General features: G+C 68.3%; 20 protein-coding genes. 11 read left to right on the plus strand and 9 right to left on the minus strand.

The window, feature by feature from the left end; translation table 11 throughout:
• Positions 1–41 precede the first annotated feature (41 nt).
• Positions 42–1,655 carry an NAD(P)/FAD-dependent oxidoreductase gene (locus ACP7CK_RS05595; RefSeq protein WP_426025368.1) on the minus strand — a complete coding sequence of 538 codons (1,614 nt, stop codon included), beginning with the start codon at positions 1,653–1,655 and terminating at the stop codon, positions 42–44.
• Between the two features lie 80 nt (positions 1,656–1,735).
• Positions 1,736–3,823, minus strand: coding sequence for an ATP-dependent DNA helicase RecG (gene recG, locus ACP7CK_RS05600; protein WP_426025369.1), 2,088 nt, complete (start codon positions 3,821–3,823; stop codon positions 1,736–1,738).
• 192 nt (positions 3,824–4,015) lie between these two features.
• Between recG and ACP7CK_RS05605 the strand changes: the two genes are divergently transcribed.
• The gene (locus ACP7CK_RS05605; RefSeq protein WP_292147379.1) at positions 4,016–4,309 is read left to right on the plus strand and encodes a succinate dehydrogenase assembly factor 2; all 294 of its coding nucleotides are present in this window, start codon (positions 4,016–4,018) and stop codon (positions 4,307–4,309) included.
• Positions 4,309–7,779: a transcription-repair coupling factor gene (mfd, locus tag ACP7CK_RS05610; protein ID WP_426025370.1), complete on the plus strand. Its 3,471-nt coding sequence runs from the start codon at positions 4,309–4,311 to the stop codon at positions 7,777–7,779. The genes ACP7CK_RS05605 and mfd overlap by 1 nt, the downstream gene beginning before the upstream one ends.
• 3 nt (positions 7,780–7,782) lie before the next feature.
• On the opposite strand, the gene ACP7CK_RS05615 is transcribed toward mfd, so the two are convergent.
• Positions 7,783–9,090, minus strand: a complete 1,308-nt coding sequence (locus ACP7CK_RS05615; RefSeq protein ID WP_426025371.1) for a diguanylate cyclase domain-containing protein — start codon at positions 9,088–9,090, stop codon at positions 7,783–7,785.
• A gap of 289 nt (positions 9,091–9,379) precedes the next feature.
• On the opposite strand from ACP7CK_RS05615, the gene ACP7CK_RS05620 reads away from it, so the two are divergent.
• Positions 9,380–10,237: a YihY/virulence factor BrkB family protein gene (locus ACP7CK_RS05620; protein WP_372704782.1), complete on the plus strand. Its 858-nt coding sequence runs from the start codon at positions 9,380–9,382 to the stop codon at positions 10,235–10,237.
• On the opposite strand, the gene ACP7CK_RS05625 is transcribed toward ACP7CK_RS05620, so the two are convergent.
• Together ACP7CK_RS05625 and ACP7CK_RS05630 are read right to left on the minus strand one after the other, a co-directional pair.
• Complete coding sequence (locus ACP7CK_RS05625) at positions 10,234–10,476, minus strand: sulfurtransferase TusA family protein (protein ID WP_292147384.1); 243 nt, start codon at positions 10,474–10,476, stop codon at positions 10,234–10,236. The two genes, ACP7CK_RS05620 and ACP7CK_RS05625, sit on opposite strands and share 4 nt — an antisense overlap.
• Entirely contained in the window at positions 10,473–10,964 is a 492-nt protein-coding gene (locus tag ACP7CK_RS05630; protein WP_426025372.1) for a CinA family protein, read from the minus strand. The genes ACP7CK_RS05625 and ACP7CK_RS05630 overlap by 4 nt, the downstream gene beginning before the upstream one ends.
• A gap of 40 nt (positions 10,965–11,004) precedes the next feature.
• Between ACP7CK_RS05630 and ACP7CK_RS05635 the strand changes: the two genes are divergently transcribed.
• Positions 11,005–13,293 carry a spermidine synthase gene (locus tag ACP7CK_RS05635; RefSeq protein WP_426025373.1) on the plus strand — a complete coding sequence of 763 codons (2,289 nt, stop codon included), beginning with the start codon at positions 11,005–11,007 and terminating at the stop codon, positions 13,291–13,293.
• A 1-nt stretch (position 13,294) separates the two neighbouring features.
• On the opposite strand, the gene ACP7CK_RS05640 is transcribed toward ACP7CK_RS05635, so the two are convergent.
• Entirely contained in the window at positions 13,295–14,449 is a 1,155-nt protein-coding gene (locus ACP7CK_RS05640; protein WP_426025374.1) for a bifunctional 2-C-methyl-D-erythritol 4-phosphate cytidylyltransferase/2-C-methyl-D-erythritol 2,4-cyclodiphosphate synthase, read from the minus strand.
• A 93-nt stretch (positions 14,450–14,542) separates the two neighbouring features.
• On the opposite strand from ACP7CK_RS05640, the gene dusB reads away from it, so the two are divergent.
• The 7 genes from dusB (at position 14,543) to ACP7CK_RS05675 (ending at position 23,452) form a co-directional block, all read left to right on the plus strand.
• The gene (gene dusB / locus ACP7CK_RS05645; protein WP_035305946.1) at positions 14,543–15,598 is read left to right on the plus strand and encodes a tRNA dihydrouridine synthase DusB; all 1,056 of its coding nucleotides are present in this window, start codon (positions 14,543–14,545) and stop codon (positions 15,596–15,598) included.
• Positions 15,595–17,862 carry an ATP-binding protein gene (locus ACP7CK_RS05650; RefSeq protein WP_426025375.1) on the plus strand — a complete coding sequence of 756 codons (2,268 nt, stop codon included), beginning with the start codon at positions 15,595–15,597 and terminating at the stop codon, positions 17,860–17,862. Before dusB ends, ACP7CK_RS05650 begins: the two co-directional genes overlap by 4 nt.
• A 10-nt stretch (positions 17,863–17,872) precedes the next feature.
• A complete protein-coding gene (locus tag ACP7CK_RS05655; RefSeq protein WP_008261747.1) occupies positions 17,873–19,279 on the plus strand; it encodes a sigma-54-dependent transcriptional regulator in 1,407 nt (468 codons plus the stop codon).
• On the plus strand, positions 19,279–20,142 hold the full coding sequence (locus ACP7CK_RS05660) for a D-amino-acid transaminase (protein ID WP_426025376.1): 864 nt from the start codon (positions 19,279–19,281) through the stop codon (positions 20,140–20,142). The genes ACP7CK_RS05655 and ACP7CK_RS05660 overlap by 1 nt, the downstream gene beginning before the upstream one ends.
• A gap of 106 nt (positions 20,143–20,248) precedes the next feature.
• The gene (gene hfq / locus ACP7CK_RS05665) at positions 20,249–20,494 is read left to right on the plus strand and encodes an RNA chaperone Hfq (protein ID WP_003164861.1); all 246 of its coding nucleotides are present in this window, start codon (positions 20,249–20,251) and stop codon (positions 20,492–20,494) included.
• Positions 20,495–21,808, plus strand: coding sequence for a GTPase HflX (hflX, locus tag ACP7CK_RS05670; protein WP_426025377.1), 1,314 nt, complete (start codon positions 20,495–20,497; stop codon positions 21,806–21,808).
• 3 nt (positions 21,809–21,811) lie between these two features.
• Positions 21,812–23,452: a Na+/H+ antiporter gene (locus tag ACP7CK_RS05675; RefSeq protein WP_426025378.1), complete on the plus strand. Its 1,641-nt coding sequence runs from the start codon at positions 21,812–21,814 to the stop codon at positions 23,450–23,452.
• Positions 23,453–23,455: 3 nt separating this feature from the next.
• Here the strand turns inward: ACP7CK_RS05675 and ACP7CK_RS05680 are convergent, their stop codons facing one another.
• The 3 genes from ACP7CK_RS05680 to ACP7CK_RS05690 are packed head-to-tail and all read right to left on the minus strand — an operon-like array spanning position 23,456 to position 26,270.
• Positions 23,456–24,112 (minus strand): HAD family hydrolase, encoded by a 657-nt coding sequence (locus tag ACP7CK_RS05680; protein WP_426025379.1) that lies wholly within the window; start codon positions 24,110–24,112, stop codon positions 23,456–23,458.
• 8 nt (positions 24,113–24,120) lie between these two features.
• On the minus strand, positions 24,121–24,915 hold the full coding sequence (mazG, locus tag ACP7CK_RS05685; RefSeq protein WP_426025380.1) for a nucleoside triphosphate pyrophosphohydrolase: 795 nt from the start codon (positions 24,913–24,915) through the stop codon (positions 24,121–24,123).
• Positions 24,912–26,270 (minus strand): MFS transporter, encoded by a 1,359-nt coding sequence (locus ACP7CK_RS05690; RefSeq protein WP_426025381.1) that lies wholly within the window; start codon positions 26,268–26,270, stop codon positions 24,912–24,914. Before ACP7CK_RS05690 ends, mazG begins: the two co-directional genes overlap by 4 nt.
• Positions 26,271–26,381: the final 111 nt, after the last annotated feature.

Below are 26,381 nucleotides of genomic sequence, written 5' to 3' on the forward strand. Positions count from 1 at the left end.
CCAAAAACTGACGATGAGGATCGTGTCTGTGTTCGGCCGATCTACGCCGCCGCCTCCGCCACCATCGACCGAGCGACGGCTTCGGCCACCTTGATGCCGTCAACGGCGGCCGACAGGATGCCGCCGGCATAGCCGGCGCCTTCGCCGGCAGGGAACAGGCCGCGCACGTTCAGGCTCTGGAAGTCGGCGCCGCGGGTCATTCGGATCGGGGATGAACTGCGGGTCTCGACGCCCGTCAGAACCGCCTGGGCGTCGTCGTAGCGGGCGATCTTGCGGCCGAAGACGGGCAGGGCCTCGCGCATTGCGGCGATCACATAGTCGGGCATCAGGGGCGCCAGGTCGGTCGGGCGCACGCCCGGCTTATAGCTGGGGACGACCTCGCCCAGCGTGGTCGAGGCGCGGCCCGCCAGGAAGTCGCCGACCAGCTGGCCTGGCGCGAAATAGTCGCCGCCGCCGGCCGCATAGGCGCGGGTCTCCAGCTCCCGTTGCAGTTCGATGCCGGCCAGCGGATGGTCGCTCCCGTAATCCTCGGGCGAGATGCCGACCACGAAGCCGGAGTTGGCGTTCCGCTCGTTGCGCGAATATTGGCTCATGCCGTTGGTCACGACGCGGCCGGGCTCGCTGGTCGCCGCGACCACCGTGCCGCCCGGGCACATGCAGAAGCTGTAGACGGTGCGGCCGTTCGAGCAGTGGTGCGAGAGCGTATAGGCCGCCGCGCCCAGATCGGGGTGGCCGGCGCAGGGGCCGAACATGGCCCGGTCGATCCACGACTGCGGATGCTCGATGCGGAAACCGATCGAGAACGGCTTGGCCTCGATATGGACGCCACGGTCGTAGAGGGTCTGGAAGGTGTCACGCGACGAATGGCCGATGGCGAAGACGACGTGGTCGGCCTCCAGCGTCTCGCCGGTGTGCAGGCGCACGCCCCGGAGGGCGCCCTTGTCGAGATCGATGTCCGTGACACGGTGCTCGAAGCGGTATTCGCCGCCCAGCTTTTCGATCTTCTCGCGCATGGCCTCGACCATGGTCACCAGGCGGAAGGTGCCGATGTGCGGGTGGGCCTCGGTGAGGATTTCCTCCGGCGCCCCGGCCGCGACGAATTCGGTCAACACCTTGCGGGCCAGGAAGCGCGGATCCTTGATCTGGCTGTAGAGCTTGCCGTCGGAGAAGGTGCCCGCGCCGCCCTCGCCGAACTGGACGTTGGATTCCGGGTCCAACTTGCTGCTCCGCCACAGGCCCCAGGTGTCCTTGGTCCGCTGCCGCACCACTTTTCCGCGGTCGAGGATGATCGGCTTGAACCCCATCTCGGCCAGGATCAGCCCGGCGAACAGGCCGCACGGCCCGGCCCCGATCACGACCGGCCGAAGGCGCTCGGTCTTGGGTGCGACAGCGACCGGGCGATAGGCGACGTCTGGCGTCGGCGCCACGTGCACGTCGTCTGCAAGGCGGGCCAGCACCGCCGCTTTATCCCTCACCTCGACGTCGAGGATATAGACTTTCAGAATCGCGGATTTCCGGCGGGCGTCGTGCGCCCGCTTCCATATCGACCAGGAGATAAGATCGTGCGGCGGCACGCCCAGGCGGGCGGCGATCGCGGCGGGCAAGGCCTCCGGCGGGTGGTCGAGGGGCAGTTTGAGTTCTGACAGGCGCAACATCGGGGGCGTTCTAGCCTGTCGAGTCTTTGGATCCTAGGCGCAAGGCCTAGGATGACGGACGTAAGCGTGGGCGTGGCGCCTCAATCCGCCCCCGCCTTATGCCCCTTCCAGTCGAACAACTCCTCCAGCACCTGAACCGCCTGGCCGCGCTCGGACGCCAGGTCGGGGTCGCGGTTGAGGATCAGGCGGGCGTCGTCGGCGGCGGCCAGCATCAGGGACCGGTGGCGGATCGGGTCGGCGAAGCGGTAGGCGGGGAAACCGCTCTGTTTCAGGCCCAGGGGGTCGCCGCCGCCGCGCAGGCGGAAGTCTTCCTCGGCGATGACGAAGCCGTCTTCGGTGCGGCGCAGGGTTTCGAGGCGTTCTTTCGCCGTTTCACCGAGGGCGCCGTCCTGGCCCCCGTACAGCAGGATGCAGGAGCTGGCCTTTGAGCCGCGGCCGACGCGGCCGCGCAGTTGGTGCAACTGGGCCAGGCCGAAGCGGTCGGCGTGTTCGATGACCATGATGGAGGCGTTGGGCACGTCCAGCCCGACCTCGACCACGGTGGTGGCGACCAGCAGGGGAATGCGGCCGTCGGCGAAGTCGGCCATGACGGCCTCGCGCTCGGCGCCGGGCATCTGGCCGTGGGCCAGGCCGACCTCTACGCCCAGCAGGCGGCGCAGGTCGTCGGCGCGGTCGACGGCGGCGGCGAGGTCTATGGCCTCGGATTCGGCGACCAGGGGGCAGATCCAATAGGCCTGGGCGCCGGCGTCCAGCGCCGTCTTCAGCCGGGCGGCGACCTCGCCGATGCGGGCCAGGGGGACGACGGCGGTGGTGACGGGGGTGCGGCCCGGCGGCTTCTCCATCAGGCGGCTGACTTCCAGCTCGCCGTACTGGGTCAGTTCCAGGGTGCGGGGGATGGGGGTGGCCGACATGGTCAGCAGGTGGACGGCGCCGATGCGCGGATCACCCTTGGCCTGGAGCCGCTGGCGCTCGCTGACGCCGAACCGGTGCTGTTCGTCGATGACGGCCAGGGCCAGGCGGTCGAAGCGGACGGCGTCCTGGAACAGGGCGTGGGTGCCGATGGCGACCTGGGCCTGACCGGAGGCCAGGGCGGCCAGCTTCTCGCGCCGCTGGCCGTTGGTGTCGCGGCCGGTGAGCAGGACGGAGGCGACGCCGGCCGACTCCAGCAGGGGGCCGAGCTTTTCGTAGTGCTGGCGGGCCAGGATCTCGGTCGGGGCCATCAGGGCCGCCTGGAAGCCGCTGGAGGCCGCGTCGGCCAGGGCCAGGGCGGCGACGGCGGTCTTGCCTGAACCCACATCGCCTTGGAGCAGCCGGCCCATCTGTTTGCCGGAGGCCAGGTCGCGGCGGATTTCGGCGACGGCCTGGGCCTGGGCGTTGGTCAGGGTGAAGGGCAGGGCCTGGAGCAGGTGGTCTGAGGCGGAGCCGGGGGCGATGACGGGCGAGGGCTTGATCTCGCGGGCGCGACGGCGGCGGGCCAGGGCCAGCTGATGGGCCAGGAACTCGTCATAGGCCAGGCGCTGGCGGGCGGGGGCGTCGGGCGTCAGGTCCAGCTCGCCCGCCGGGGCGTGCAGGGCGTCCAGGGCGGCGCGCCAGGACAGCCAGTTCTGCTTCTTCAGCCAGGCGGGGTCCTGCCATTCCGGCAGGTCGGGGGCGGCGGGCAGGGCGGCCTGGACCAGTTTGCGCAGCTGGCGCGAGGTCAAGCCCTGGGTCGCCGGATAGACGGGTTCGGAGGCCGGGATGTCGGCGGCCTTGTCCAGGGTGACGATGTCCGGGTGGACGATCTGGACCTCGCCGTTGAAGCGTTCGACCTTGCCCGAGACCAGCCGGGTCTCGCCGCGCGGCAGCAGCCGGTCGATATGCTGGGGCGAGCCGCCGAACCAGACCAGGTGAACGAAGCCGGTCGCGTCGCTGGCGCGGACCTTCAGCGGGGCGCCGGGGCGGCTGGGGACGAACAGGCGGTCGATGACGATCTCGAAGATCCCGACCTCGCCGTCCACGGCGGTCGCGGCCTCCATGGGCCGGCGCACGATGACGCCCGAGGGGCTGAGGAAGACCAGATCGCGCACCAGCGGCCCCGCCACCTTATGCACCAGGGGCAGGATGCGGGGGCCCACGCCCTTCAGGCTGGAGACCTCGGCGAACAGGGGAAAGAGAATCTGCGGACGCATCGCCGGGAACATAGCGTGACCATGACGGGTGGCGAAGTCCGTTCAGGAAGGCTATCTGCGCTTCTTCCATTCCGGGTGCGCGATCGCGCGCCGCGCGGCGGCTCTCTGCTTGAGCGCACCTGGCATATTCAACGGGCAAGGATCCTTGTGACCGACATCGACGCGCGTCCCCTAAACCAAAGTGGCGACGAAATGACTCCTGAGCGGAAACAGCGGCTGGGCCGGATCCAGTTCCGGTCCTGGCGGCGGGGCTTCCGGGAGGCCGACATGGTGCTGGGTCCGTTCTCGGACCAGGTGGCGCCGACGCTGACCGACGCCGAGCTGGACCAGTTCGAACTGCTGATCGACGAGGAGGACCAGTGGCTCTACGGCTGGATCATCGAACGTGACCCGACCCCGCCTGAGTTCGAGACGCCGGTGATGGCCAAGGTGCGGGCCTTCATGCGCGAGCATGTGGCGGCCGAGGTTGGCAAGGGCATCGGCTGATGGATCAGCAGGTCACTGTGCAGCACCGCGCCGACGCCGATCTGGGCGGGGCGCCGGAGGGGCTGGACGCCCTGGTCGTCGCCGAGCGGATCAAGGCCAGCGGCGGGGTCGGCGTCTTCGTGGCGCGCGATTATCAGCGGTCGGGCGGGTTTGTTCAGGCGTTCCGCTTTTTCTCGCAAGATATCGAAATTCTTGAATATCCGGCCTGGGACTGCCTGCCCTATGACCGGCTGAGCCCGACGGCGGGGATCGCCGCCCAGCGGATGGCGACCCTGACGCGGCTGGCCCAGCGCAAGACGGGGGACGCGCCGGTTCTGGTGGTCACGACCGTCGGTGCGGCCATGCAGAGGACGCCGCCCAAGTCGGTGACGACCCAGGCGGGGTTCGAGACCAAGGTCGGGCGTGATCTGGATATCCAGGCGCTGGAGCGGTATTTCGCCGCCAACGGCTATGTCCGGGCCTCGACCGTGTCAGAGCGGGGCGAGTTCGCGGTGCGGGGCGGGGTGGTCGATGTGTACCCGCCGGGCTTCGAGGAGCCGGTGCGGCTGGACATGTTCGGGTCCGAGCTGGAATCGATCCGCACCTTCGATCCCGAGACCCAGAGGTCGACGGGCCAGATGACGGCGGTGTCGCTGGCGCCCGTGTCGGAGGCGTTGCTGGACGCGGATGCGATTTCGCGCTTCCGCACCGGCTATCTGAAGCTGTTCGGGGCGCCGGGCGACGACCCGCTTTATGCGACCATCAGCGAGGGCGCGCGGCGTCAGGGCATGGAGCAGTGGCTGCCGCTGTTCTACGAGACGCTGGATTCGCTGTTCGACTATCTGCCGGATCAGGCGCAAATCTTCCTCGACAATCAGGCTGAGAGCGCGCGGGCAGAGCGCTGGGACCTGATCGCTGACGCCTATGAGGGGCGGACGGAAGCCGCCAAGGCACAAAATGGCAAGGGTGGGGGCCATGCGGCGGCCAATCGCGCGCTGCCGCCCCGATCGCTGTATCTGGACGCCGGCGACTGGAACCAGGCGCTGGCGGGTCGCGCCGTGCGACGGTTCACGCCGTTCTCGGGCGGCGGCGAGGACGCCGGCGGTCGGTTGGGCCGGACCTTTGCGGCCGAGCGGGCGCAGGACAGCGTCAACCTGTTCGAGGCGGTGGCGGCCCATGCCGCGGCGCTGAAGGCCGACGGCAAGCGGGTGCTGTTCGCCTCGTGGACCGAGGGCTCGTCGGAACGTCTGGCGACCATGCTGGCCGATCACGGCCTGGATCATATCGTCGCCGTGCGCGACTGGGCCGATGTGCTGGCCGCGCCCAAGGACCTGTATCTGCGCGGCGTCCTGCCGGTGGAGCACGGGTTCGCGACGGATGAGGTCGCGGTCATTTCCGAGACCGACATCCTGGGCGATCGGTTGGCGCGACCGCGCAAGAAGCGGCGGGCGTCGAACTTCCTGGCCGAGGCCTCAGCCCTGACGACAGGGGATCTGGTGGTCCACCTGGATCACGGCATCGGGCGGTATGAGGGGTTGAAGACGCTGGAGATCCAGCAGGCGCCGCACGACTGCCTGGAGCTGTTGTACGCCGGTGAGAGCAAACTCTATCTGCCGGTTGAAAACATTGACCTCCTGACCCGTTACGGCACGGACGCCGACGGGGTGCAGCTGGACAAGCTGGGCGGCGCCGGCTGGCAGGCGCGCAAGTCAAAGGCCAAGGAGCGCCTGCGGGCCATGGCCGAGGGGCTGATCGCGCTCGCCGCCAAGCGGGCGCTGCGCGAGACCGACGCGGTGGTGCCGCCGCCGGGCCTGTTCGCCGAATTCTGCGCCCGCTTCCCCTATGAGGAGACGGACGACCAGCTGAACGCCATCGGCGACGTGCTGGAGGATCTGGGCAAGGGCACGCCGATGGATCGGCTGATCTGCGGCGACGTCGGCTTCGGCAAGACCGAGGTGGCGCTGCGGGCCGCCTTTGTGGTGGCCATGACGGGTCAGCAGGTGGCCATTGTGGCCCCGACGACCTTGCTGGCGCGGCAACACTACAAGACCTTCACCGAACGGTTCGCCGGCTGGCCTGTGAAGGTGCGCCAACTGTCGCGGATGGTGGGGTCCAAGGAGGCGTCAGAGACGCGGGCGGGGCTGAAGGACGGCTCAGTGGAGATCGTCGTCGGCACCCATGCGGTGCTGTCCGAACAGGTCGGTTTCCGCGACCTGGGCCTGGTGATCGTCGACGAGGAGCAGCATTTCGGCGTCAAGCACAAGGAGAAGCTGAAGTCGCTGCGCGCCGATGTCCACCTGCTGACCCTGACCGCCACGCCGATCCCGCGCACTTTGCAGATGGCCCTGTCGGGCATTCGCGAGATGTCGATCATCGCCACCCCGCCGGTCGACCGTCTGGCGGTGCGGACCTATGTGACGCCGTGGGATCCGGTGCTGGTGCGCGAGGCCCTGCTGCGGGAGAAATATCGCGGGGGCCAGGCCTATTATGTCGCGCCGCGCCTGAAGGACCTGCCGGCCATCGAGAAATTCCTGCGCGAGCAGGTGCCCGAGGTGAAGTTCGTCGTCGGTCACGGCCAGATGTCGGCGACCCAGCTGGAGGAGGTGATGAGCGCCTTCTACGAGGGGGAGTACGACGTGCTGGTCTCGACCACCATCGTCGAGAGCGGGCTGGATATTCCGACCGCCAACACCCTGGTGGTGCACCGCGCCGACATGTTCGGCCTGGCGCAGCTGTACCAGATCCGGGGCCGGGTCGGCCGCTCCAAGGCGCGCGCCTTCGCCTATCTGACCACGGATGCGGTCAAGCCGATGACCCTGTCGGCCGAACGGCGGTTGCAGGTGCTGCAGTCGCTGGACAATCTGGGCGCCGGCTTCCAGCTGGCCAGCCACGACCTGGACCAGCGCGGTGGCGGCAATCTGCTGGGCGACGAACAGTCGGGCCATATCCGTGAGGTCGGGGTCGAACTGTATCAGCAGATGCTGGAGGACGCGGTCGCCGAGCTGCGCGAGAAGGGCGAGGGGGCCAATGTGGATCGTGGCTGGTCGCCGTCGATCAACGTCGGCGCTTCCGTCCTGATTCCAGAGGAATATGTGCCGGACCTGAACGTCCGTCTCAGCCTGTACCGCCGCCTGTCTGACGCCGAACAGGCCGAGGACCGCGAAGCCCTGGCCGCCGAACTGATCGACCGGTTCGGACCCCTGCCGGACGAGGCGCAGCAACTGCTGAAGATCGTCGGCATCAAGTCCAACTGCCGCCGCGCCTGTATCGAGAAGATCGATATCGGGCCGCGCGGCGCGGTGCTGACCCTGCGCGACAACAGCTTCCCCAATCCCGTTGGATTGGTTGGGCTGATCCAGAAGAACCAGGCCTTCTGGAAGATCCGGCCGGATCAGAAGATCGTCGTGTCCGGCGATTGGCCGACGGCGGAAGAGCGGCTGAAGGTCGCGGAACGGATCACCGCCGACCTGGCGCGGGTGGCGGGGGCGTAAGCCCTACCGCGTCTTGTCGAACAGATCGGCGGAGGCGCGTTCCAGCAGGGTGGCGGCGCTCTCGTTCGGCTGCATCTCGGCGGCGCCCACGTCGAATTCGGCGACGAAGGGGGAGCGGTCGGGACCGGCGTCGAAGGCGGTGCAGCCGATGACGGCGGCGATCCGCTCCGCCGCCAGGCGTGCGGCCTCGCCCCGGGTCGCCGGCAGGGCCAGGGCGAAGACTTCCTTGGCCAGGCGGGCGGGCGTGTCCTCGACCCGGACCAGCCGCGAGACCATGGCGCCGATCTGGGGCATGGCCCGATCCAGCCAGCCGCCCTGCCGCGCCCCGGCTACGGCCTCGTTCTCCTTCACGCGCAGCACGCAGACCGACAGGGGGCGGCGGCGGGCGCGTGAGGCGTCGGCGACGCGCGCCAGATGGGCGGCGAACAATTCAGGTGTGAACAAGCCGGTCGAGGCGTCCATTTCCGCCAGCGCCCGGACCGAATCCAGAGCCTTGCGAATGGTCAGGTGACGTCGGTGCGACCCCGCCAGGGCCAGAAGCCGCTCGGCCGTCTCATCCTCGGGCGTGTCGGCGGTGGCGACGTCGGCGAAGCCCCGATTGAACAGTTCGTCGAGACCGATCTCGCTGCCGTCCCGGAGATAGAGCATCAGGGGAATGTGGTAGAGGCGGGTGTTGCGCTTCATGCCCGAGGCGATCGACAGGGCCGGGGCGTGGTCCTTGGCGCCCCACAGGACGGCGGCGTCGAACGGGCTTTCGTGCAGATAGTCGAAAGCGGTGTAGGGGGTGGGCGCAGCGACGACCTCGACGCCGGAGGCGGTGAGGGCGTTGGACAGGGCCAGAAACCGGCGCTCGGCCACGCCGGCGGCCAGGACGCGCAGCGGCGCCCGTTCGTCGCCGCCGGCCTCCAGATCAATGCCGCGAGCGGCGAAGGTGGCGCGGCGCAGATGGAATTCTTCTTCGGCTATCGCGGCGCGGGTCATCTGCTCCAGCCTCAGCGCCGCCTGGGCGGGGTGGGGCGGCAGCGTCACGGCCAGTTCCGCGTCCATGACGGAACCGCGCGGCGCGCCTACAACCATGATCGGCAGACTGCGCGGCTCGGCCGCAGACCGCAGCCGCGCCACGACGTCGTCGGTGAGCGAATCGAAATCGACCACGGCGGCGTCCAGGGGGAAGTCCTGCAAGACAGCCTCGGCCGACGTCAGGTCGCGAGCGGTGACGGTGGTCCAGCCGAGGGCGTCCAGCCCAGCCACCAGCGGCCCGAGCCGACCGTCCTGGGCCGCCAGGATCAATACACGCGCATCGAAAGCCAAGTTGGTCGTCTCCCCCGGACGTCGCAGCGCCCATAGCCCCTTGAAGGCCGCGGGACCATAGCGATGCGTCCCTTAACGAAGCAATGTCTTGGCGTGGAGCGACGGGGAAAAGAGGGGCTCGCGCGGATGGTGTTTTCCTTGCCGATGGAATGGTCTAGGTTTCGCCGCCTGTTCAACGGTTGTGGGAACCGGCTTGAGTGATCACCTGACCCGATCGGTACTGAAGGCGCCCGGATTTTGGGGCGGTCTTGCGGTGCGCGCCTTCACCCGCAGCTGGGGGCGTGACGTCATGCTCTACACCGGCGGCGTGTCATTCTTCGCCCTTCTGGCCGTGTTTCCCGCCATCGCCATCCTGATCGGTTTCTACAAGCTGGGTCTGTCGATCAATGAGGTCAGCGCTCAGGCCGCCGCCCTTTCGGACCTGTTGCCTCGGGCGGCCCAGACGATATTCCGGGATGAGATCGCCCGGTTGAGCAATGCTTCTGCGCGAACGATCTCGACCCAGAGCGCCTTTGCATTGTTCGTCGGCGCCTATGCTGCCCATCGTGGATTCAAGGCCTTGCTGGCGGGCCTTAATCTCATTCATGATGAAACCGAGCCGCACGGCTTCTTCAAGTTCAACCTTCTGGCCTTCTTCGTCGCCGTCTTCGCCTTCGCGCTTTTCACGGTCGTGTCAGGCGCTGTGGTGACGGCCCGAATCCTGGCCCATACGGCGTCGCCGATGACGGACCAGTTCGATGGCGGTTTGCTGCCGCTGGACGCCTTCCTGCCGGCGCTTGGCCTCGCGGTCGGCCTGACCCTTTTGTACCGCTACGCCATGAGCCACAGGTCGCCCGTCGCCTGGCTGCCGGCGATCACCGGCGGGCTGGTGGCGACCCTGATGTCGGTGATCTCGTCCTGGCTTTGCGCCATCTATGTGGAGCAGATCGCGCCCCTGGGGGCGACCTACGGGTCTGTGGGCGCGGTGGTGGTGCTGCTGATCTGGCTGTCGTGGAACGTCAACGCCATCTTCTACGGCGGCGCCTTCGCCACCGAGATGGAGATTGCGGCCAAGGCCGATGAAGCCGCCAAGGCTCAAACCCCGACGGTTCCCGCCGATGTGGTCGATCTGTCGGAGCGGCGGGCCAGCCGCCGGTCGCGCTCCTAACCCGCCTCGACCGTAAGGCGAATCACGCCGTCCGCCTCGTCCACGGCGATCACGCGGCCGTTCTTCTGGGCCATCAGAAAGGGCACGTCGATCCGCGCCATCGGGTCGGTGGCCAGCAGGATGAAGCGACGCCCCGGCGCAGCACCCTCCATCGCCTTCATCAATCGAAGGCTGGGCGTCGGGCAGAGGTGGCCGCGCGCATCGACGACGGAGGCTTCAACCTCTTGGAGGTCGGTCACGACGCCAGTCGGTCGGCCAGCAGGGCCAGGGCGATCCGGACACTGGCGAGACGGACCGCGTCACGGCCGATGTCGCCGAATCGTTCCTGGCGATGGATCAGGCCGCCCGGTCCCTGAGCGGCGAAATGGACCAGTCCGACCGGCTTGTCGGCCGAGCCGCCGCCGGGGCCGGCGATCCCGGTGACGGCGACGCTGACGGCGGCGCGCGAATGGGCGACGGCGCCCTGGGCCATGGCCCGCGCGGTCGGTTCGGACACGGCGCCGTGGGCGATCAGCGTGGCCTCGGGCACGCCCAGCATCTGCTGTTTGGCGTCGTTGCTGTAGGTGACGAAGCCCCGGTCCAGGGCGTCGGACGAGCCGGGAACGGCGGTCAGGGCGGCGGCGACCAGACCGCCGGTGCAGCTTTCGGCGGTGGCCAGCATCAGCCCCCGCGCGGACGCGGTTGCGACGATCTGTTGCGCCAGGCGCTGAATGTCTTCGGGGAACATGATCTTTTCATAGGCCGCGAGTCCCGCTCTAACCAGAGCCATGACCAATGTCGCCGAGGCTCCTGTTCTCCCCCTCGACCGGCCCGCCCGCGCGACCGCGATCCTGTTCGCCGTCGCCGTCTTCACCTCGGCCTGTCTGGTCTTCGTGGTGCAGCCGATGGCGACCAAACTGATCCTGCCGACCCTGGGGGGATCGCCGTCGGTGTGGAATGCAGCCATGGTCTTTTTTCAGACGGCGCTGCTGGCCGGCTATGGCTACGCCCATCTGCTGCAACGGATCGGATCGATGCGGCGACAGGTGGCGGTCCATCTGGGTCTGCTGCTGATCGCGGCCTTGTTCCTGCCGCTGCGGATCAGCGGCCTGCTGGGCGATCCTGATCCCTCGGCGCCGACCCTGTGGATGCTGGCGACCCTGACCCTGTCCCTCGGGGCGCCGTTCGCCGTGCTGTCGGCGACCGCCCCGCTGTTGCAGGCCTGGTATGCGCGGGCCAGCGCCGGGCGGGCGGGGCGCAGCGATCCCTACGTGCTTTACGCCGCGTCGAACCTGGGCAGTTTTCTGGCCCTGCTGGCCTATCCGGTCCTGATCGAGCCGCTGGTCAGTCTGTCGTCGCAGCGGTGGGGATGGACCCTCGGCTACGGTCTGTTCGTGCTGATGGTTGTGGGGCTGGGCCTTGTCGTCTGGCGTCGGCGGGAGACTGTTGCGGCCGAGCCCGCCCCGCTGGCGGCCGGACCGCGCATCGCCTGGCGCGAGAAGGGGCTGCTGATCCTGCTGGCGGCGGCGCCGTCCAGCCTGATGCTGGGCGTGACGGCGCACCTGTCGACCGACGTGGCCTCGGCGCCCTTCCTGTGGGTCATTCCGCTGGCGCTCTATCTGCTGACCTTCGTCATCGCCTTCCAGGCGCGGCCGATCATCCCGTTGCATCTGACCCTGGCGATCCAGGCGGGGACGCTGGCGGCCTGCGCCGCCCTGGCGGCGTTCCGGACGACGGAATGGCTGTTCGTCTTCGGGGTCAATCTCACGGCCTTCTTCTTCACGGCCCTGATGTGCCACCAACGGATGGCCGAGCGTCGTCCCGCGCCGGGCCGGCTGACGGAATTCTATCTGCTGCTGTCGCTGGGGGGCGTGCTGGGCGGGGTGTTCAACGCCCTGATCGCGCCCGTCGTGTTCGACATGGTGTGGGAATATCCACTGATCCTGGTGGCCGTAGGCCTGTTGCGGCCCTGGGGGCGGCGCGAGATGCGATCATGGGAGATCATCTGTTGCGTCGTCGGCGTGCTGATCGCCGTGGCGGGGCCGCTGGGCCTGGCCCTGGTCCGCTATGCGCCTGACATCCGCGCTGTCGTGCCGGACCATGAGCTGGTGCGGATCGCCCAGGCGGTGCTGGGTGTGGCGGCCCTGTTCGCCTTCCTCTTGAGAGATCGGGCGGTGATGTTCACCGTGGTCATCGGGGCCATGGTCTGGTCCGGCTATCATGTGGCGCGCGGTTATGACTGGGTGCTGACCGAGCGGAGCTTCTTCGGGGTGATGCGGGTGGCCAGCACGCCGATCGAGGGCCTGGATGGACCGGTCCATGTGCTGATGCACGGCACCACCCTGCACGGCGCCCAGGCGCAGGCGGCGCGGTATCGCTGCATGCCGACCCTCTATTACGCCACCTCCACCCCCCTCGGTCAGGCGGCCCTGATGACCCAGGCCGGACGGCCGGATGGGGCCGTCATCGGCGTGGTGGGGCAGGGATCGGGCGCCATGGCCGCCTACAAGCGGGCCCAGGACCGAATGAGCTTCTTCGAGATCGATCCGATGGTGGATCGCCTGTCGCGCGACCCCCGCTGGTTCAGTTTCATCAACGGCTGCGCCCAGGGACCGGTCCGGACGGTTCTGGGGGATGCGCGGCTGACGATGGGACGGGAGGCGCCGGCCAGTTATGACCTGCTGATCATCGACGCCTTTTCGTCGGATGCGGTGCCGACCCATTTGCTGACAGTCGAGGCCATCGCCGGCTATCTGCGGCTGCTGAAGCCCGAGGGGGTGGTGGTGTTGCACCTGTCGAACCGGAACCTGGAGATCACCCTGCCGGCCGAGGCGGCGGCGGCGGCCCTGGAGGCGCCGGCCCTGCATCAGATCTATATCGAACGGCGGGACGCCGCCTCCATGTCTGAATCCTCGACCGAGGCGCTGATCGTCGGCAAGAGCGAGGCGGCCCTGGCGCCCTATCGCCAGGATCCGCGCTGGCGCACTCTGGAGGCGACCGGGGTGCGGCCGTGGACCGACGACTATGTCAATCTGTTCGGAGCCCTGGTCCGCCAGATGCAGTACGCGGTCCGGTAGTTCAGGCGGAAACGGGCGTCTCGACCGTCGCAACCGCCTGGGCGGCCAGGCCCTCGCCCCGGCCGGTGAAGCCCAGACCCTCGGTCGTGGTGGCCTTGACGCTGACGGCGTCCAGCGGGAGCGCCAGAAGGCCGGCGATCCGTTCGCGCATGGCCTGGCGGTGCGGCTTCACCTTGGGGCGTTCGCAGATCAGGGTCACGTCAACATTGACGATCCGACCGCCGCGCGCGGCGACAAGCTGGGCGGCGTGCAGCAGGAATAGGTCGGAAGACGCGCCCTTCCACTTCGGATCGGTCGGCGGGAAGTGATCGCCGATGTCGCCCTCGGCGATGGCGCCGAGAAGCGCGTCGGTCAGGGCGTGCAGACCGGCGTCCGCGTCGGAATGGCCGATCAGTGTCTGGTCATGCGGCACCTCGATCCCGCAGAGCCAGACCGAACCGCCCGGACCCCAGCGGTGGACGTCATAGCCGGAGCCGATCCGGGTCTGGTAGCGGGTCTGTTGCGACAACAGGGCCTCGGCCATGGCGAAATCCTCGGGATAGGTCAGTTTCATCAGACGGGGATCGCCCTCGACCAGGGCGACGCGGCCGCCGTGGCCCTGGACGACCGCGGCTTCGTCGGTCGGGGCCTCGGTTCCGGTCCAGGCGGCGTAGGCGGCTTCTATCGTATCGCGCCGGAAGGCCTGAGGCGTCTGGGCCCGCCACAGGCCGTCGCGTTCGACCACGCCCGCCATCAGGCTGTCTGCCCCGCGCCGCAGGCTGTCGGCCACGGGCAGGGCGGGCAGGGCTCCGTCGGCATGGTCCAGGGCCGCGATAAGCCGGTCGATGACGGCGCGGTCCAGCAGGGGGCGGGCGGCGTCATGGATCAACACCGGTCGGTCGGGGCCGCAGGTGAGGGCCGCAAGACCGGCGCTGACCGACGCGGCCCGGACGCCGCCGCCCGTCACGGTCCGCCAGTTCGACAGGCCGGCAAGGGTTTCGGCCGCGCGGTCTTCGGCGCCGGCAGCCACCACGACCACCAGCTCGTCGGCGCCGGCGTTCAGCAGCGCCTCAGCCGACCAGCGCAGCACGGGCTTGCCGCCCAGGGCGCGCCACTGTTTGTCGCCGCCTGCGCGCGAACCGGATCCGGCCGCGACGATGATGCCCGAGAAACTCATGCCGGCCTTCTAGAGCGCGCCGTCGCGCGACGAAACATCAATCCGCCGCCGTCAGGCTTGACGAGGGGGTGTTGGATGCTGCGAAAGGCGCGAATGGCCAAGACTTTACAGATCGGCGACGTGACCGTGCCCGGCCAGGTGCTGATGGCGCCCATGACGGGCGTGACCGACCTGCCGTTCCGTGTGCTCGCCTCGCGGCTGGGCGCGGCCTATGTGGCCACCGAAATGGTGGCGGCCAAGGAGCTGGCGCGCGAACGGCCCGACGTGGTGCGACGCGCGGCGGTCGGCGCCGGCCTGCCGCTGACGGTGATCCAGCTGGTCGGGCGCGATCCGGGCCAGATGGCCGAGGGCGCGCGGATGGCGGAAAAGGCGGGCGCGGACATCGTCGATCTGAACTTCGGCTGTCCGGCCAAGGAGGTCACAGGCTCCGCCGCCGGCTCGGCCCTGATGCGGACCCCGGACCTGGCCTGTCGCATCATGGAGGCGGCGGTCCAGGCGACCAGCCGGCCGGTGACGGTGAAGATGCGGCTGGGCTGGGACGACGACAGCCGCAACGCGGCCGAACTGGCGAAGCGGGCTGAAGAGATCGGGGTCAGGGCGGTGACGGTCCACGGCCGCACGCGCAAGCAGTTCTATACCGGCGTGGCCGACTGGGCGGCGGTGGGCGAGGTCAAGGCGGCGGTCGGCATACCGGTCATCGTCAACGGCGACATCACCACGGCGGAAGCGGCCCGCCAGGCCCTGGCCCAATCGGGCGCCGACGGCCTGATGCTGGGGCGGGGCGTCTATGGACGGCCATGGCTGGCGGCCCACCTGGAGCGGGCGCTGATCGACGGGGTTTCGCTTGATGAGCCGGGGCCAGAGGCGCGACTTGGGATTGTCGTCGAGCATTTGCGGGCGTCGGTGGAATTCTACGGACTCCCGCTGGGGCTGCGTATGTTCCGCAAACACCTGGGCTGGTACATTGAACAGGCGCCCTGGCCGGCTGATCCGCAACACCGCCGCGAGGCAAAGGCAATAATTTGCCGTCTGGATGAGCCTCTGGCCGTCGAGGCGGCGATGGCGGATCTTTGGCGCGAAATTTTGCCGAAGATGAACAAGTCGGATGTTGAAGATGAGCCACAGTTAGTGGACACTGCTGTGGCATGACGGATACGCCTTCACCTGCGGCCTCTTCAACCGACACCGTGTCGGTGGATGAGTCGTTCTGGGGGCGTTTCGACGCGGAACGGGCCCGGGCGGGGTTCGGTTTCGCCTATTTCATCGCGGTCGTCATCACGGCCGCGGCGGTCTGGCTGGTGGCGGCGGCGCCCGGTGCGACGTCCGGCACGGCGCGGGGATCGACCAGCCAGGCGGTGCTGTTCGTCCTGCTGGCCAATCTGGCGCTGATATCGGGTCTGGCCTTTATCGTCGGGCGACGGGTCCTGGCCCTGGCGCGCAGCACGGGTGACGCGGGGTCGCGGCTGCACCTGCGGTTCGTCGCCCTGTTCTCCATGGTGGCCGTCGTTCCGGCGGTGTTGATCGCCCTGGTGTTCGGCCTGCTGGTGACGCGGGGCGTCGACCAGTGGTTCAGCCAGAATGTCCAGGCTTCGGTCGAGAACGGCGCCGTGGTCGGGCGCGCCTATATCCGGGATGTCGCCACGACGGTGGACGCGGATCTGGTGACGATCTCCGATCAGCTGGATAGCGCACGCGGCCTGTTCGACGACCGGATCCAGTTCAATGACGCCCTCGCCCAGGTCGGGGAGATTTTCGGCTATCCCGCCATCTACATCCTGAATGGCGACGGCCAGGTTCTGGCGCGCGCGGAGCGGCCCGACGCGCCGCCTTATCTGGCGCCCCCCCGGACCTATCTGGAGGACGCGGCCCAGGGCGGAAAGCCGCCGACCGACGTGACGCAGAACCCCGACACGGTTCGATCCATCATCGCCCTGCCGGCCTATGGCGACGCCTATCTCTATCTGGTGCGGCCCCTGCAAGATGGGCTGGTCGCGCGTATGAACGCCTCCATTCAGTCGATCGAAGCCTATCGCGAGGCCCAGGAAAGCCGGTCGCGGATCCAGTCGGCCTTCATCCTCAGCTATCTGGAGACCGCGCTGCTGGTTCTGGTCGGCGCCGTCTGGCTGGGCATGTCGGCGGCCAGCAGCATCTCCGCCCCGATCGGGCGTCTCGTGCAGGCGGCGGACCAGGTGGCGGGCGGCGATTTCAGCGCCCGGGTGGACAGCCAGGGCGCCCCGGCCGAAATCGCTTTGCTTTCCGACGCCTTCAATCGCATGACCGGTGATCTTCAGGCGCAACAGACCGCGTTGAAGGCGGCCAGCGACGACGCCCAGAACCGCAGCCGGTTCATCGAGACCGTGCTGTCGGGCGTCAGCGCAGGGGTTATCGGCCTGGACCGGCGTGGGCGGGTTTCGGCGATCAACGACAGCGCCCTGCAACTGCTGCACATCGAAGAAGACGAGGTTCTGGGCCACGAACTGGCGGCGCTTTCGCCCGAGCTGAGCGACCTGGTCGGCCGGGTCGAGGCCCATATCGAAGAAGACATCGATGTCAGCCGAGGCGGCGAGACCCAGAGACTGCGGGTCCGGATCGAGGGCGGGCAGGGCGGCGAGATGGTCCTGACCTTCGACGACATCACCCGGCTGGTCACCGCTCAACGCAACGCCGCCTGGCGTGACGTCGCCCGTCGTATCGCCCACGAGATCAAGAACCCGCTGACGCCGATCCAGCTCTCGGCCGAACGGCTGAAACGGAAATATCGCGACAAGGTGGACGAGGTCGAGATCTTCGACCGCTGCACCGACACCATCATCCGTCAGGTCGGCGATATTGGCCGGATGGTGGACGAGTTCTCGTCTTTCGCTCGCATGCCGGCGCCGCGCTTCGGCTCGGCCAATCCGGCGGAGATGCTGCGCGAGGCCGTGTTCGCCCAGCGGGTCGCCGCCGCCGACATCGTCGTGGATATGGACGAGCCCCTGCCCAAGGCCACGCTGCGTTGCGACGCCCGCATGGTGGGCCAGGCCCTGATCAATATTCTGAAGAACGCAGGCGAGTCCGTCGCCGCTCGGCGTCTGGCGGCCGGGGAAGACGCAGCGTCAGAGGCCGAGGGCATCATCGCCTCCCTGGTCGTTGAAAACGGCACGGCGACCTTCGTGGTCGAGGACGACGGGGTCGGCCTGCCGGCCAAGGACCGCGACCGTCTGACCGAACCCTATGTCACCACGCGCGAGAAGGGCACGGGCCTGGGCCTGGCCATCGTCAAACGCATTTGCGAGGACCACGGCGGCGAGCTGAAGCTGGCCGACGCCGAGACCCTGCGCGGCGCGCGGGTGTGCCTGATTTTTCCCTTGAAACCCCACGGCAAGACCGGCGACGTGACGGAGCGCAAGCTCCAAACCGTCGTCGCCGAATAAGCGAGGCAAGATGCGACCTACCGGTTCCGACATTCTGGTCGTCGATGACGAGGCGGACATCCGCGATCTGGTTTCGGGCCTGCTCGAGGACGAGGGGCACGCCGTGCGCGTAGCCGCAAACTCCGACGAGGCCCTGGCTGCTATCCGCGCGAGGAAGCCGTCGCTGGCGATCCTCGACATCTGGATGCAGGGCGGCGGTCTGGACGGGCTGGAGCTGCTGGAGGTGGTCAAGGAGATCGACCCCGACCTGCCTGTGGTAATGATCTCGGGGCACGGCAATATCGAGACGGCGGTGACGGCCCTGAAGCGCGGCGCCTATGACTTCATCGAAAAGCCGTTCAAGTCTGACCGACTGGTGGTCGTGGTCGAAAGGGCCATCGAGGCGGCGACGCTGAAGCGCGAGAACCGCCGTCTGCGGGCCCAGACGATGACCCCGTCAGGTCTGATCGGCCGGTCCCAGGCGGCCCAGGCGTTACGGGGCACCATCGCCAAGGTGGCCCAGGCCAACAGCCGCGTCCTGATCGCCGGGCCGGCGGGATCGGGCAAGGAACTGGTCGCGCGTCAGATCCACGAGGCCAGCCCGCGCGCCCGGGCCGAGTTCGTCGCCATTTCGGCCGCCGGGATGACGCCGGAGCGGCTGGACGTCGAACTGTTCGGAGAGGAAGGCCAGGACGGCCGTCCGCGCAAGATCGGGGTGTTCGAGCGCGCCCATAACGGCACCCTGTATCTGGATGAGATCAGCGACATGCCGCGTGAGAGCCAGAGCCGCATCCTGCGTGTCCTGGTCGATCAGCGTTTCCGGCGCGTCGGCGGCGAACAGGACGTGCAGGTCGATGTGCGGGTCGTGACCTCCACCTCACGCGACCTGAAGATCGAGATCGCCGAGGGTCGGTTCCGCGAGGATCTGTTCCACCGTCTGAACGTGGTGCCGATCCGGGTGCCGGCTTTGTCGGAACGGCGCGAGGACATCACCGAACTGGTGGAATATTTCGTCGACACGATCAGCGCCTCGCAAGGCCTGCCGCGCCGCATCATCGGCGATGACGCCGTGGCGGTTCTGCAAGTCCATCCCTGGCCGGGCAATATTCGCCAGTTGCGCAACAATATCGAACGGTTGCTGATTCTGGCGACCGGTGATCCGAACGAACCGATCACCGCCGACATGCTGCCGCAGGAGGTGGCGACGTCGAACGGAGGCTCCTCGAACCTGGGGGCCGAACGCACCATCGCCCTGCCGCTGCGCGAGGCGCGGGAAGTGTTCGAGCGGGAGTATCTGGCGGCCCAGATCATGCGGTTCGGCGGCAATATCTCGCGCACTGCCGCCTTCATCGGCATGGAACGCTCGGCCCTGCACCGTAAGTTGAAGTCGCTGGGGGTCTCGCCGGCCCGCGGTGGAGAAGAGGAAGATCCGGCCTGATGTCCCGCGTCGCCTATGTCAACGGAACCTACAGCCAGCATGGTCAGGCCGTGGTCCATATCGAGGATCGCGGCTTCCAGTTTGCCGACGGGGTCTATGAAGTCTGGTCGGTGTTCGACGGACGGCTGGCGGACTTCGACGGCCATATGACGCGCCTGCACCGCAGCCTGAACGAACTGCGCATCGACATCCCCATGTCGGTGGCGTCCCTGACGCGGGTGCTGCGCGAAACCGTCCGTCGCAATCGGGTGAGGAACGGCATCGTCTATCTGCAGGTCACGCGCGGCACGGCGCGCCGCGATCACCCATTCCCCACGCCGGGCACGCCGCCCAGCGTCATCGTCACCGCCAAGTCGATCTCGCCGGCGCGCGGAGAGGCGCAGGCGCAGAAAGGGGTCGCCGTCCTGACCCAGCCCGACATCCGTTGGGGGCGGTGCGACATCAAGACGGTCGGGCTTCTGCCCAACATCCTGGCCAAACAGGCCGCGCGCGAGGCCGGCGCCTATGAGGCCTGGCTGGTGGACGATATGGGCCTGGTGACCGAGGGCTCCTCGACCAACGCCTGGATCGTGGATGAGCACGGCAAGCTGCGGACCCGCGACACCCAGGCCAACATCCTGAAAGGCTGCACCCGCACCAGCCTGATGGCGCTGATCAAGGAACATGGGGTGGAACTGGACGAGCGTCCGTTCAGCGTCGAGGAGGCCAAGCGGGCGCGGGAAGCCTTCTTCACCGCCGCCGGCGCCTTTGTCACTCCGGCGATCTCGATCGACGGAACGAAGATTGGCGACGGCAGGCCGGGACCGATTACGCTGAAGCTGCGTCAGCTCTATCTTGATCAGGCGCGCCGAGACGCCATTTAGGGCGTTGCCGGAGCACGGAGGCGGCGTTTAAGGTCGCTTCCGGCCGCCATCCGGCCCCGACGCCGCTCCCTCGGCGACGAACAACAAAGAACAGGAAAAACCTGCCATGTCGCAAGACAAACGTCAGAACCTTCAGGACACCTTCCTCAACTCGGTCCGCAAGACCAAGACGCCGCTGACCATTTTCCTGGTCAACGGGGTCAAGCTGCAGGGCATCGTGACCTGGTTCGACAACTTCTGTGTGCTGCTGCGCCGCGATGGCCAGTCCCAGCTGGTGTACAAGCACGCCATCTCCACCATCATGCCGTCCGCGCCCGTGCAACTGTACGAGCCCGACGCCGAAGAAGACTGATTGACCCAAAAACTGATCGACCACGCCGTCCCGCTGATCCGGGCGGTCGTCATCCATCCCGACCGACGCTCAGACAGCCCTCGGCTGGCAAGCGAGCGTCTTGAGGAAGCCGTGGGCCTCGCCCGCGCGTTGGACCTTGACGTGCGCGCTGAAGAGATCGTGCGACTGCGTGGGACCACGCCTGCCACCCTGTTCGGAAGCGGCAAGGTCGAGGAACTGGCCGCCCTGGTCCGCGCGGCCGATGCCGAGGCGGTCATTATCGACGACGCCCTGACGCCGGTGCAGCAACGCAATCTGGAGAAGGCGTGGGAGGTGAAGGTCATCGACCGCACCGGCCTGATCCTGGAGATCTTCGGACGCCGCGCGCGCACCAAGGAAGGCCGGCTTCAGGTCGAACTGGCGCGGCTCGACTATGAGCGGTCGCGCCTGGTGCGGACCTGGACCCACCTGGAACGCCAGCGCGGCGGCACCGGCTCGACCGGCGGTCCCGGCGAAACCCAGATCGAGCTGGACCGGCGTCTGATCGCCGACCGGATCGTGCGGCTGAAGGCCGAACTGGAAGAGGTGCGCCGCACGCGCGGTCTGCACCGCAAGCAGCGCCAGAAGGTCCCGTTCCCGACCATCGCCCTGGTCGGCTACACCAACGCCGGCAAGTCGACCCTGTTCAACCGGCTGACGGGATCCGAGGTCTTCGCCAAGGACCTGTTGTTCGCCACCCTGGACACGACCCAGCGCACCATCCGCCTGCCGCAGGGCCGGCCGGCCATCGTGGCGGACACCGTCGGCTTCATCTCCGACCTGCCGCACGAACTGGTCGAAAGCTTCCGCGCCACCCTGGAAGAGGTCGGCGAGGCCGATCTGATCCTGCACGTCCGCGACATCGCCTCGGCCGACAGCGACGCCCAGGCCAAGGACGTCGAGACGGTGCTGAAACAGATCGAGACGCCCGAGGGCAAGACCCGTCGGGTGCTCGAGGTCTGGAACAAGATCGACCTGCTGGACGATGAGGCGCGTGAGGCCGTGCTGGGTCAGGCCGAACGGCTGGCCAAGGACGGCGAGGCGGTCGCCGTCTCGGCCTGGACGGGCGAGGGGATCGAGCCTCTGCGCCAGACCATCGCCGGCCTGATCGACGACGATCCCGAGACCCGGCTGACGCTGGCGCCCGACCAGGGCGAAGCCCTGGCCTGGCTGTATGAACACGGCCGGGTGGTCTTCCGCGACACGGATGACGCCGGCCGCACTCACGTCACGGTCAGGCTTCACCCTGCAGCCCTGGGGCGATTCGAGCGTCTGTATCCCGACCTGGCTGACTGACCTATGCATCTGATCGAGACCGTCCTGCTGCTGCTTCTGGCCGTCGTGGTGTCGGGCTCGGTCGCGCGGATCACGCGCATCGCCTTGCCTCTGGTGCAGATCGGCCTGGGGGCCGCCATCGTGCTGGCGACAGGCACGACGGTGGATCTGGAGCCGGACATCTTCTTCCTCCTGTTCCTGCCGCCCCTGCTGTTTCTGGACGGCTGGCGCATCCCCAAGGAGGCGCTGTTCCGCGACCGGGCGGTGATCCTGGAGCTGGCCCTGGGCCTGGTCCTGTTCACCGTCATCGGTCTGGGCTTCCTGATCTGGTGGATGATCCCGGAGATGCCGCTGGCGGTGGCTTTCGCCCTGGCCGCCATCCTGTCTCCGACCGACCCCATCGCGGTTCAGGCCATCGCCGCCCGGGCGCCGATTCCCAAACGGCTGATGCACATCCTGGAGGGCGAGTCGCTGTTGAACGACGCCACCGGCCTGACCTGCATGCGGATCGCGGTGGTTGCGGCCACGACCGGCGCCTTCTCGATCGGCAGCGCCATCGGATCCTTCGCCTGGCTGGCCCTGGTCGGCGTGGTGACAGGGGTTCTGGTCACCATGGCCATCAGTTACGCCAAGGGTTTCGTCAGTCGCCGCTGGGGCGAGGACGTCGGGGCGCAGATTCTGGTCAGCCTGCTGATCCCCTTCGCCGCCTATCTGGTCGCTGAAGAACTGCACGCTTCCGGCATCCTGGCGGCGGTGGCGGCGGGCGTGACCATGAGCTTCACCGAGCGGGGCGGCGGGATCGGAGGCCAGTCCCTGGCCATGACCCGAATTCGGCGCGGCGTAGTGTGGGACACGGTCCAGTTCGTCGCCAACGGCATCATCTTCGTCATCCTGGGCGAACAGATGCCGTCGATCCTGGCGCGGGCGGCCGAGGTGGTGCGGGGCACCAGCCGGCCGGAAGTCTGGTGGCTGGCCGTCTATGTGTTCACCATCGTCGCCGCCCTGGCGGTCATGCGTTTCGTCTGGGTCTGGACCTCGCTGAAGCTGACCCTGTTCCGGCGGCGCCATCGCGGCCCGCCCGCCAAGGTCGGGTTGCGCCTGACCCTGGTGATGTCGCTGGCGGGCGTGCGCGGGGCCATCACCCTGGCGGGCATATTGACCCTGCCGTTCGTCCTGGGCGACGGATCGCCGATGCCGTCGCGCAACCTGGCCATCTTCCTGGCAGCGGGGGTGATCATTGTTTCGCTGCTGGTGGCGACCTTCGCCCTGCCGCGCCTGATGAAGGGGGTCGAACTCCCGCCTGAGCCGTCGCAGGAACGCGAAGAGGACCGGGGCCGCGTCGCCGCCGCCTCGGCCGCCCTGCGCGCCGTCGAGGACGCCTCCCACGCCATGGCCGAGGGCAAGACCAACCCCGATCTCTATTCCGATGTCGCCAGCCGGATCATGGAAGTCTATCGCCGGCGCATCGAGACCCATACCCGCACCGACGAGGATGACGCGGTTGTGGCGCGCAAGATCGACGCTGTGGAACGCCGACTGTGGCTGGCCGGTCTGGCGGCCGAGCGAGAAGAACTGGGGCGGTTGGCGCGGGCGCGTCAACTGGACGAGGTCGCCGCGCGCAAGATGATCCGTGAAGTGGATCTGCAGGAATTGCGGTATCTTTAGCGGTCAGCGATCCATGAACGCCGCGACCGCCGCGTAGCTGTCGGCGATGTGGTGGGCGCCGCGCGCCACCAGGCGTTCGGCGTGGCCGTCGCGGATATGGCCGCCGGCGGTCAGACCGACCACCGTCATGCCGGCGGCGATCCCGGCGGTGACGCCCGCCTCGCTGTCCTCGATCACCAGGACGCGGGCCGGATCGACGCCCATGCTGTCGGCGGCGTGCAGGAAGATGTCGGGGTGGGGCTTGCCGCGCTCGACCACCAGGCCGGTGAAGACGGCGCCGTCGAAATGATCGGTCAGGCCGAACAGGTCCAGGCCGACGCCGATCCAGTCGGGGCCGCTGGACGAGGCGATGCAGCGGGCCTCGGACCGGGCGGCGACGAAGTCGATCATGCCGGGGACGGGCTTCAGATGGATCGGCGCGCGGGCGCGGCAGGTGGCGAACCAGGTGGTGTGGAAGTCCTCGGGGCAGGGCCGGCCCAAGGCGGCTTCGACCGCCGGCCGGTTGTCGCGCCAGCGCTTGCCCGTATAGGCGGCCAAGACGTCGTCCAAGCTGGTCGGCAGGCCGATGGCGGTCAGTTGCTCGGCCATGACGGTGCTGTTCAGCACCTCGCTGTCGGCGACCACGCCGTCGTAGTCGAAGATGATCAGGTCGTAGGGCATGCGCGGGCTCAGGATGGGGAGCCGGCCTTCTCGGCGACCTTTGCGGCGTCCCAGAGGCGGTCCATCTCCTCCAGCGTCGATTGGTCGGGGGTGCGGCCGTCCTTGGCCAGTTCCGCCTCGATGAAGCCGAAGCGGCGCACGAACTTGGCGTTGGTGGCGCGCAGGGCGTCTTCGGGCTCGACGTCCAGCTTGCGGGCCAGGTTGGCCAAGACGAACAGCAGGTCGCCCATCTCCTCGCGCGCCTTGGCCATGTCGCCGGCCGCGATCTCGACGCGCAGTTCCGCAACCTCTTCGGCCAGCTTGTCGAACACCTCGTCGGTCGAGGGCCAGTCGAAGCCGACGCGGCCGGCGCGCTTGGTCAGTTTGGCGGCGCGGGTCAGGGCGGGCAGGCCGACGGGGACGTCGTCGAGGACGCCGGGCTTCTTGCGGTCCTTGCGTTCGGCGGCCTTGATGGCTTCCCAGGCGACGGTCTGTTCTTTCGAGGTGCGCTGCGCTTCATCGCCAAAGACGTGGGGGTGGCGGCGTTCCAGCTTGTCGGCGATGGCCGTGACCACGTCGTCGAAGGCGAACAGGCCCTGTTCCTCGGCCATGCGGGCATGGAAGACGACCTGGAACAGCAGGTCGCCGAGTTCGCCCTTCAGCTCGTTCAGGTCGTTGCGCTCGATGGCGTCGGCGACCTCATAGGCCTCTTCGATCGTATAGGGGGCGATGGTGGCGAAGGTCTGCTCAACGTCCCAGGGGCAGCCGCCGTCCGGGTCGCGCAGCCGTTCCATGACGCCCAGCAGGCGGTCGATGGGCCTCACGCTCGAGCCTCCGCGTCGCGGGCGTCGAGGGCCTGGCGGATCTCGTTGTGACGCGCCGCCGTCAGCGGATAGTTCTTCAGCGCCCAGCTCGCCAACACCAGCAGCACGCCGGGAACCAGGATGAAGAGGATCTGGAGCGTGAGCAGGGCTGTCTCGCTGTTGCCGGCGAGGCCGGGAACGGCGCGGAAGCCGACCCCCTGGAGGATCAGATAGGGCACGAGGGCCACGACGTGGCCGATCTTGGTCGTGGCCGACAGGATGGACAGCATCAGGCCGGTGCGGTCGACGCCGGTCTCGAACCGCTCCTGGTCGCCGGCGTCGGCCATCATGGCGCGGGTCAGGAACAGGCCCGCGGCATAGGGCAGGCCGGCGATGAACATGACGACGGCGGTCAGGACGAAGTTTCCACCGGGGACCAGGGTGGCGCCGACATACAGAACGGCCGAGACGAGGCTGGCGATCGCCAGGCCGCGGTCCTTGCCGACGCGGGTCGCCAGCCAGGCCCAGAAGGGCGCGCCGCACAGGCCGGCGACGAAGTAGAACAGCATGAACAGGCCGGCCTCGGTATGGTCGTAGCCGCGGATCTGGCCGAAGAAGAAGAACAGCAGCGAGCCGGTGATGCCCGGCGCCACGCCCAGCAGCAGGTCGGCGATCAGCAGTTTCTGCACCACGGGCGTCTTCAGCAGCGTCAGATAGGCGTTCAGGCTGCCGTGCGGCTGGTCGCCGGCGGTGACGGGCTCGGGCACGGCGATCATGGCCAGGCCGATGGTGACGGGCAGGGCGATGACGATGGCCCAGCCCATGATCCGCACCCCGTCGGCATAGGTCCCGATGCCGGTCTGGACCACCACGGTCGGCAGGACCAGGATCAGCACCACCCCGATGATGTTGAACACCTGCCACCAGCCGTAGACGCGGCTGCGCTGATCATACTGGGGCGCGAGGACGGCGGCCCAGCCCAGTTGGCCTAGGGTGCCGATGGAGAAGCCGAGGTAGAGGAACAGCAGCCAGCCGAACAGATAGATGGGCGGCGCGCCGGGCTGGACCACGACGAACATCATGAAGGCGGCCAGCATCAGCATCGGCGTCGAGATCGCCATCCAGGGGCGGTAGCGGCCGAACCGGGTCCTGGTCTTGTCCATGCCCCAGCCGATGAAGGGGTCGAAGACGATGTCGATCAGACGCACGGCCATGAAGACGGCCGCGACCACGCCCAGCTCGAGCCCGACGTAGGTGGCGTAGAATTCCGGCAGGGTGACGGGCAGGGCGACGCCGAAGGCCGCCAGCGGCAGGCAGGGGCCGGAGAAGGCGGCGAGCACGGCGTTGGAGCGACGGGGCGCGGCGGCGACGGTCATGCAGCGGGTCCGGAACAGCCCGGATGAGTCGGGCCGGTTCACCATCGCAGCTTTACGGACGGACGCGGAGTCGGATTTGGGCGCTGCGGTCTCTCTGTGCTTGCTCCAGCG

The organism is Brevundimonas sp. TSRC1-1, from assembly GCF_049898245.1.
GTDB classification, from domain to species: domain Bacteria; phylum Pseudomonadota; class Alphaproteobacteria; order Caulobacterales; family Caulobacteraceae; genus Brevundimonas; species Brevundimonas mediterranea_A.

Bases quoted from the DNA above. Each gene is read 5' to 3' on its own strand.
- ACP7CK_RS05595 (WP_426025368.1), bottom strand. From the start codon at position 1,655: ATGTTGCGCCTGTCAGAACTCAAACTGCCCCTCGACCACCCGCCGGAG.
- recG (WP_426025369.1), bottom strand. From the start codon at position 3,823: ATGCGTCCGCAGATTCTCTTTCCCCTGTTCGCCGAGGTCTCCAGCCTG.
- ACP7CK_RS05605 (WP_292147379.1), top strand. From the start codon at position 4,016: ATGACTCCTGAGCGGAAACAGCGGCTGGGCCGGATCCAGTTCCGGTCC.
- mfd (WP_426025370.1), top strand. From the start codon at position 4,309: ATGGATCAGCAGGTCACTGTGCAGCACCGCGCCGACGCCGATCTGGGC.
- ACP7CK_RS05620 (WP_372704782.1), top strand. From the start codon at position 9,380: ATGCTCTACACCGGCGGCGTGTCATTCTTCGCCCTTCTGGCCGTGTTT.
- ACP7CK_RS05630 (WP_426025372.1), bottom strand. From the start codon at position 10,964: ATGTTCCCCGAAGACATTCAGCGCCTGGCGCAACAGATCGTCGCAACC.
- ACP7CK_RS05635 (WP_426025373.1), top strand. From the start codon at position 11,005: ATGACCAATGTCGCCGAGGCTCCTGTTCTCCCCCTCGACCGGCCCGCC.
- ACP7CK_RS05640 (WP_426025374.1), bottom strand. From the start codon at position 14,449: ATGAGTTTCTCGGGCATCATCGTCGCGGCCGGATCCGGTTCGCGCGCA.
- dusB (WP_035305946.1), top strand. From the start codon at position 14,543: ATGGCCAAGACTTTACAGATCGGCGACGTGACCGTGCCCGGCCAGGTG.
- ACP7CK_RS05650 (WP_426025375.1), top strand. From the start codon at position 15,595: ATGACGGATACGCCTTCACCTGCGGCCTCTTCAACCGACACCGTGTCG.
- ACP7CK_RS05655 (WP_008261747.1), top strand. From the start codon at position 17,873: ATGCGACCTACCGGTTCCGACATTCTGGTCGTCGATGACGAGGCGGAC.
- ACP7CK_RS05660 (WP_426025376.1), top strand. From the start codon at position 19,279: ATGTCCCGCGTCGCCTATGTCAACGGAACCTACAGCCAGCATGGTCAG.
- hfq (WP_003164861.1), top strand. From the start codon at position 20,249: ATGTCGCAAGACAAACGTCAGAACCTTCAGGACACCTTCCTCAACTCG.
- ACP7CK_RS05675 (WP_426025378.1), top strand. From the start codon at position 21,812: ATGCATCTGATCGAGACCGTCCTGCTGCTGCTTCTGGCCGTCGTGGTG.
- ACP7CK_RS05680 (WP_426025379.1), bottom strand. From the start codon at position 24,112: ATGCCCTACGACCTGATCATCTTCGACTACGACGGCGTGGTCGCCGAC.
- ACP7CK_RS05690 (WP_426025381.1), bottom strand. From the start codon at position 26,270: ATGACCGTCGCCGCCGCGCCCCGTCGCTCCAACGCCGTGCTCGCCGCC.